At 62.4% G+C, this 7,482-nt stretch carries 6 protein-coding genes; 2 read left to right on the forward strand and 4 right to left on the reverse strand.

Annotated features, from left to right (window positions below; all coding sequences use genetic code 11):
* Positions 1–223: 223 nt before the first annotated feature.
* From EPK82_RS23845 to EPK82_RS23860, 4 genes are all read right to left on the reverse strand, one after another.
* Positions 224–1,660, reverse strand: a complete 1,437-nt coding sequence (locus EPK82_RS23845; protein WP_134678262.1) for an NAD(P)(+) transhydrogenase (Re/Si-specific) subunit beta — start codon at positions 1,658–1,660, stop codon at positions 224–226.
* A gap of 2 nt (positions 1,661–1,662) precedes the next feature.
* The gene (locus tag EPK82_RS23850; protein WP_037054628.1) at positions 1,663–1,977 is read right to left on the reverse strand and encodes an NAD(P) transhydrogenase subunit alpha; all 315 of its coding nucleotides are present in this window, start codon (positions 1,975–1,977) and stop codon (positions 1,663–1,665) included.
* Between the two features lie 11 nt (positions 1,978–1,988).
* Complete coding sequence (locus EPK82_RS23855) at positions 1,989–3,110, reverse strand: Re/Si-specific NAD(P)(+) transhydrogenase subunit alpha (RefSeq protein WP_134678263.1); 1,122 nt, start codon at positions 3,108–3,110, stop codon at positions 1,989–1,991.
* A 462-nt stretch (positions 3,111–3,572) separates the two neighbouring features.
* Positions 3,573–4,469, reverse strand: coding sequence for a LysR substrate-binding domain-containing protein (locus EPK82_RS23860; RefSeq protein WP_134678264.1), 897 nt, complete (start codon positions 4,467–4,469; stop codon positions 3,573–3,575).
* A 180-nt stretch (positions 4,470–4,649) separates the two neighbouring features.
* Here EPK82_RS23860 and EPK82_RS23865 point away from each other — a divergent pair, with 180 nt between their 5' ends.
* Together EPK82_RS23865 and EPK82_RS23870 are read left to right on the forward strand one after the other, a co-directional pair.
* Positions 4,650–5,828 carry an acyl-CoA dehydrogenase gene (locus tag EPK82_RS23865; protein WP_134678265.1) on the forward strand — a complete coding sequence of 393 codons (1,179 nt, stop codon included), beginning with the start codon at positions 4,650–4,652 and terminating at the stop codon, positions 5,826–5,828.
* A gap of 57 nt (positions 5,829–5,885) precedes the next feature.
* On the forward strand, positions 5,886–7,109 hold the full coding sequence (locus EPK82_RS23870; RefSeq protein WP_134678266.1) for a CaiB/BaiF CoA transferase family protein: 1,224 nt from the start codon (positions 5,886–5,888) through the stop codon (positions 7,107–7,109).
* The last annotated feature ends 373 nt before the right edge of the window (positions 7,110–7,482 follow it).

The raw sequence follows: 7,482 nt of genomic DNA on the forward strand, positions 1-7,482 counted from the left end.
GGTCAGGAAATGAATGAACTGTACTGGCCATAAGTTAAAAAACTGGGTGCAACCCATTTATGCGAGATTTTTAACTAGGTGCAACCCGTTCGTCATGGTCTTTCGAGCAGTACAGTTGCAAATTGACTTGCCGTAGCGCTTGACCTGAAATTCAGCTTTTTTACCGGTTCCAGAAACGGAAAACCCGGCGCGAGGCCGGGTTTCCTGTCTGACTGGTCAGGGCTTATTCCACGGCCTTGACCATGTCTTCGATGACCTTCTTGGCATCGCCGAAGACCATCATGGTCTTGTCCATGTAGAACAGTTCGTTGTCCAGGCCGGCGTAGCCGCTGGCCATCGAGCGCTTGTTGACGATCACGGTCTTGGCCTTGTAGGCCTCGAGGATCGGCATGCCGGCGATCGGCGACTTCGGATCGTTCTTCGCGGCCGGGTTGACCACGTCGTTGGCGCCGAGCACCAGGACCACGTCGGTCTGGCCGAACTCGGAGTTGATGTCTTCCATTTCGAACACCTGCTCGTACGGCACTTCGGCCTCGGCCAGCAGGACGTTCATGTGGCCCGGCATGCGGCCGGCAACCGGGTGGATCGCGTACTTCACGGTCACGCCACGGTGGGTCAGCTTCTCCGCCAGTTCCATCAGCGCGTGCTGGGCACGGGCAACCGCCAGGCCATAGCCGGGGACGATCACCACGGTGTCGGCGTTGGTCAGCAGGAAGGCGGCGTCGTCGCTCGAACCCGACTTCACACTGCGCTGCTCCTGGCTGCCGCCTGCCGCACCGGCATCTGCGTCGGCACCGAAGCCGCCGAGGATGACGTTGAAGAACGAACGGTTCATCGCCTTGCACATGATGTACGAGAGGATGGCGCCCGAGGAGCCGACCAGCGAGCCGGCGACGATCAGCATCGAGTTGTTCAGCGAGAAGCCGATACCGGCAGCCGCCCAGCCCGAGTAGGAGTTGAGCATCGACACCACCACCGGCATGTCGGCGCCACCGATCGGGATGATGATCAGCACGCCGATGACGAAGGCCAGCGCCACCAGCACTGCGAATGCGGTGATGTTGCCGGTGAAGGTGAAGTACAGGCCCAGGGCGAGGATCGCCAGGCCGACCGCGAGGTTGGCCAGGTGCTGGCCCTTGAATACTACCGGGGCGCCCTGGAACAGGCGGAACTTGTACTTGCCCGACAGCTTGCCGAAGGCGATCACCGAACCGGAGAAGGTGATGGCACCGATGGCCGCGCCGAGGAACAGCTCCAGGCGGTTGCCGGACGGGATCGCATCGCCCAGGGCGGCGACGATACCCAGCGACTGCGGCTCGACCACGGCGGCGATGGCGATGAACACGGCAGCCAGGCCGATCATGCTGTGCATGAAGGCGACCAGCTCCGGCATCTTGGTCATTTCCACGCGCTTGGCCATGACGGTGCCGACGCTACCGCCGACCAGCAGGCCGACGACCACGAAGCCGATACCCTGCACGGCCAGATCGGCGCCGAGCTTGTAGATCAGGCCGACGGTGGTGGCCACCGCGATGCCCATGCCGATCATGCCGAACAGGTTGCCGCGCCGCGACGTGGTCGGGTGCGACAGACCCTTGAGCGCCTGGATGAAGCACACCGAGGCGACGAGGTAGAGAACAGTGATCAGGTTCATGCTCATGGTCAGTGTTTCTCCACAGGTGCTTTCGGCGCTTTCTTCTTGAACATTTCCAGCATGCGTCGGGTGACCAGGAAGCCGCCGAAGACGTTGACGGCGGCGAGGGCCACGGCCAGGGTGCCCATGGCCTTGCCCAGCGGCGTGACGGTCAGTGCGGCCGCCAGCATGGCGCCGACGATGACGATCGCCGAGATGGCATTGGTGACCGCCATCAGCGGGGTGTGCAGGGCCGGGGTGACGTTCCAGACCACGTGGTAGCCGACATAGATAGCCAGCACGAAGATGATCAGGTTGTAGATGCCGTCGGAAATCAGATCCATGTCCCTACTCCTTAGCCGTTCTTGCGCACGACTTCACCGTCCTTGCACATCAGGCAGGCGGCGACGATGTCGTCTTCGAGGTTGAGCTGGAACTGGCCTTCCTGGTCGATCACGAGCTTGAGGAAGTCCAGCAGGTTGCGTGCATACAGCGCCGAGGCATCTGCCGGCACCAGCGCGGCCAGGTTGGTGTGGCCGACGAAGGTGACGCCGTGCTTGACCACGACCTGGTCGGCCTCGGTCAGCGGGCAGTTGCCGCCTTGTGCGGCAGCCAGGTCGATGACCACGGAGCCCGGCTTCATCTCGGTCACCGTGCTTTCGTGCAGAAGCGTCGGCGCCTTGCGGCCCGGAATCAGCGCAGTGGTGATGACGATGTCGGCCTGCTTGGCGCGCTCGTGCACGGCCTTGGCCTGACGTTCCATCCAGGATTGCGGCATCGGCCGGGCATAGCCGCCCACGCCTTGCGCGCACTCGCGCTCCTCGTCGGTCTCGAAGGGGACGTCGACGAACTTGGCGCCGAGCGACTCGATCTGCTCTTTCACTGCCGGACGCACATCCGATGCCTCAATCACGGCACCCAGACGCTTGGCGGTGGCGATGGCCTGCAGGCCGGCGACACCTGCACCGAGGATCAGCACGCGGGCCGCCTTAACGGTACCGGCGGCGGTCATCAGCATGGGCATGAAGCGCGGGTAGTGGTTGGCCGCCAGCATCACTGCCTTGTAGCCGGCAATGTTGGCCTGGGACGACAGCACGTCCAGGCTCTGTGCGCGAGAGGTACGCGGCGCGGCCTCCAGGGCGAAGGCGGTGATGCCACGGGCATTCATGCGCGCAATGGTTTCATTGCAGAACGGGTTGAGCATGCCAACCAGCACGGCGCCGGACTTCATGTGAGTCAGTTCGGCGTCGGTGGGTGCGACCACCTTGAGCACCAGGTCGGCGCCGAAGGCGGCCGAATCGTTGCCAATGGCTGCGCCAGCGGCCTCATACGCGCTGTCCGGAATGCTGGCGCTGACGCCGGCACCGGCTTGCACGGTCACCTGATGACCTTGGCCGACCAGCTTCTTGATGGTCTCGGGGGTCGCGGCAACCCGCGTCTCCCCTGCATGGGTTTCGAGAGGAACACCAATGTGCACTTCTAATCTCCTGCGTGATCTTTTTTGTGAACCGGTGCACTGCGCTGGCGCGCCGGCGATTGGGGATCAGCACATAACCCGATAGTGAATGGCGGGCGCGGCGATTGTGCAGTCGAACGCAAACCCTTACAAGAAGTTATGGAGTAAAAAAAATGCATTACTACAAGTAATGGGTCTATGAGGGATTTTTATACTGCGCGCAGCCCGCGTGGCGCCCGGTCGGCAGCAGGTTTCATGCAGGTTTGGCGGCCATGCCGGTATTCATGAGCGGAATGACCGTTGGTCGAATCGGCTGGGGTGTGAAAAGTAATGAACGAGGCGTTCAAAATCACGCAACACCCCGGAGGCAGGGGCTTTTGTGAATGAATCGGGCAGAATGCCGTGTAGTGTGACCGATAGCGCCCTACGTGTTCAATCCGGCTTCTGTTTCGTTGCGCGTGGTCGAAAAAAGTCGATGCAGGGCTACTCGGCTCGGTAGGCGCGTGCCTCGCCTTGCAGCCAGTCGCGGAAGGCCTTGAGCGCCGCCGACTCGGCCTTGCGCTCCGGTACCATCAGGTAGTACGCGCGGTCGTTGTCCGGCACGGCCGCGTCCATGGCGATCACCAGACTGCCTTCTTCGAGCTCCCGCTGGATCAGGAAGGGGGGAATCAGGGCGACACCCATTTCATGGCGGGCAGCCTGGGCCAGCATGGAAAACAACTCCAGGCGAGGCCCGGTCATGTCGCGGGCGACGCTCATGCCCTGCGCGGCGAACCACTGGCGCCAGGCATAGGGGCGGGTGGTCTGCTGCAGCAGTGGCAGGGTGGCGATACGCTGCGCATCGATCTCGCCCTGTTCCAGCAGCGCCGGGCTGCACACCGGCAGCAGGTGCTCGGGCATCAGGAAGTGCGCCTCGGTGCCTGACCATTCGGCATCGCCATAGTAGATGGCGGCATCGAAGTGGGTGTCGGCGAACAGGAAGGGGCGGGTGCGGTTGGTCAGGTGCACCGTGACCTCGGGGTGCAGCCGCTGGAAGGCGCGCAGGCGTGGCAACAGCCACTGGGTACCGAATGTCGGCACCACCGCCAGCTCGATGCTGGTGGTGCCCTGGTTGCCCATCAGGGCCAGGGTGTCGCGTTCCACGGCATCGAGCTGGGCAGCCACCTTGCGACTGTAGGCGATGCCGGCCTCGGTCAGCACCACGCCTCGGCGCGAGCGGCGGAACAGTTCGACGTTGAGGAAGCTTTCCAGCCCGCCGATCTGCCGGCAGATGGCGCTCTGCGTCAGGTTCAACTCATCGGCCGCCTTGGTGAAACTCTGGTGACGTGCTGCGGACTCGAAGGCGACCAAGGCGGCGGTACTGGGGATCTTACGGCGCATTTATGCGAAAGCCTCACACGGAAGTGGCGTTAATTAATGGTTAAGCTATCTCGAAGTGAGGAAAAAGCACAGGTCTGTGCGAATTCTGCGTTTGTCCTGCATGCCAGGTCGTCCTAGGATCATGCTTATACGGGGTCGGTTGCGCCGGCCGCTCACTTCATCGTTTCGAGGTTTCTCGCAATGGCCAAGGCAAGCTTCAACTGGATCGACCCGCTGCTGCTCGATCAGCAACTGACCGAAGAAGAGCGCATGGTGCGCGACAGCGCCCAACAGTTCGCCGATGACAAGCTGGCACCTCGTGTGCTGGAGGCCTTCCGTCATGAGCAGACCGACCCGAGAATCTTCCGCGAGATGGGTGAGACCGGGCTGCTCGGCGCGACCATTCCCGAGGCCTACGGTGGCAGTGGCCTGAACTATGTCTGCTACGGGTTGATCGCCCGGGAAGTGGAGCGCATCGACTCGGGCTATCGCTCGATGATGAGCGTGCAATCCTCCCTGGTGATGGTGCCAATCAACGAGTTCGGCAATGAAGCGACCAAGCAGAAGTACCTGCCCAAGCTGGCCAGCGGCGAATACATCGGTTGCTTCGGCCTGACCGAGCCGAACCACGGTTCCGATCCGGGTTCGATGGTCACGCGTGCGAGGAAGGTCGAGGGCGGTTACCGCCTGAGCGGCAGCAAGATGTGGATCACCAACAGCCCGATTGCCGACGTCTTCGTGGTCTGGGCCAAGGACGATGCCGGCGAGATTCGTGGCTTCGTGCTGGAGAAAGGTTGGGAGGGGCTTTCCGCTCCGGCGATTCACGGCAAGGTCGGGCTGCGCGCCTCGATCACCGGCGAGATCGTCATGGACAATGTGTTCTGTCCCGAAGAGAACGCCTTCCCGGACGTGCGTGGCCTGCGTGGCCCGTTCACCTGCCTGAACTCTGCGCGTTACGGCATCAGCTGGGGGGCGCTGGGCGCCGCCGAGTTCTGCTGGCACACCGCGCGGCAGTACGTGCTGGATCGCAACCAGTTCGGCCGTCCGCTGGCGGCCAACCAGCTGATCCAGAAGAAGCTGGCGGACATGCAGACCGAAATCACCCTGGCCCTGCAAGGCTGCCTGCGCTTGGGAAGGATGAAGGACGAAGGCACCGCCGCGGTGGAAATCACCTCGATCATGAAGCGCAACAGCTGCGGCAAGGCGCTCGACATCGCGCGCCTGGCCCGCGACATGCTGGGCGGCAATGGCATCAGCGACGAGTTCGGCATCGCCCGTCATCTGGTCAACCTCGAGGTGGTCAACACCTATGAAGGCACGCATGACGTGCACGCGCTGATTCTCGGTCGTGCGCAAACCGGCATCCAGGCGTTCTTCTAAAGGCTCGCGCCTCTCACTGATCCATGGCGCGCTTGGCGCGCCATGCGGAGGATCTCCATGTCCGGTGCTCTTTCCCATATTCGCGTGCTCGACCTGTCCCGGGTACTTGCCGGGCCCTGGTGCGGGCAGATCCTGGGCGACCTCGGGGCCGAGGTGATCAAGGTCGAAAAACCGGGGGCGGGGGACGACACCCGGCATTGGGGGCCTCCCTATATAAAGGATGCCGAGGGTAACGACTCGCGCGAGGCCGCCTATTTCCAGAGCGCGAATCGCAACAAGCAGTCCCTGACCCTGGATTTCACCCAGTCGGAGGGCCAGCGCCTGGTCCGCGAGCTGGTGGCGCAGTGCGATGTCCTGCTGGAGAACTTCAAGGTGGGCGGCCTGGCGGCCTATGGCCTGGATTACGCGTCGCTCAAGGCGATCAATCCGAAGCTGATCTACTGCTCCATCACCGGTTTCGGTCAGACCGGGCCTTACGCCAAGCGTGCCGGCTACGACTTCATGATCCAGGGGCTTGGCGGGCTGATGAGCCTGACGGGGCGCCCTGAGGGTGAGGAAGGGGCGGGGCCGATGAAGGTCGGCGTGGCGCTCACCGATATCCTCACTGGGCTGTATGCGACGGTGGGTGTGTTGGCGGCGCTCAATCAGCGCGAGCAGTCCGGTATCGGTCAGCACATCGACGTGGCGCTGCTCGACGTGCAGGTGGCCTGTCTGGCGAACCAGGCCATGAACTACCTGACGACGGGCGTATCCCCCAAGCGCCTGGGTAATGCCCATCCCAATATCGTCCCTTACCAGGACTTCCCCAGCGCCGATGGCAACTTCATCCTGGCCGTGGGCAACGACGGGCAGTTCCGCAAGTTCTGCGAGGTAGCGGGTATCGCCGGTCTTGCCGATGATCCGCGCTATGCCACCAACAAGGCACGGGTGGCCAACCGGGCCGAGCTGATCCCGCAGCTGCGCCAGGCCACCGTGTTCAAGACCACGGCGCAATGGATTGCTTTGCTGGAAGCGGCGGGTGTGCCCTGTGGGCCGATCAACGATCTGCAGCAGGTGTTCGCCGATCCGCAGGTCCAGTCGCGTGGGTTGAGCTTCGACCTGCCCAATGCGCTTGGCGGTCGTACGCCTCAGGTCGCCAGTCCCCTGCGCCTGTCGGACACGCCAGTGGCCTACCATTCGGCGCCGCCACTGCTCGGGCAGCACACCGATGCGCTGTTGCAGAGGGTGCTGGGCATGAGCGAAGGACAGATCGCTGCACTGCGTGAGGCGGGGGTGATCTGAGTTTCGCGCTCTCTATATAGAAGAGGCGCAGGCCGTTGGAACAGTCTGCGCAACTTTTTGCATATCAGGGCTTTACAGCGCGTTCTGGTGCTGTAGAATGCGCGCCACTTCAGCGATGAAGCTCTTCGAAAACTTCTTGTTAATCAATAAGTTAAGTTTAAAAGAGGGGTTGCAAAGCTGGATCGGGTGTGTAGAATGCGCGCCGGTCGACAGGGTGGTGGTTGAGTCCTGTTGGTGATTCGGTCAAGTGGATCGAAAGCGGTAGAAAAGAGGTGGTTGACAGCGGTTTTGAACGCTGTAGAATGCGCCTCCCGCTGGAGAGAAGAAGCTCTGATCGAAAGCGCAAGTGGTTGAGTAGAAAGAAAAAATTCTT

It is taken from the genome of Ectopseudomonas khazarica (genome assembly GCF_004521985.1).
Taxonomy (GTDB): domain Bacteria; phylum Pseudomonadota; class Gammaproteobacteria; order Pseudomonadales; family Pseudomonadaceae; genus Aquipseudomonas; species Aquipseudomonas khazarica.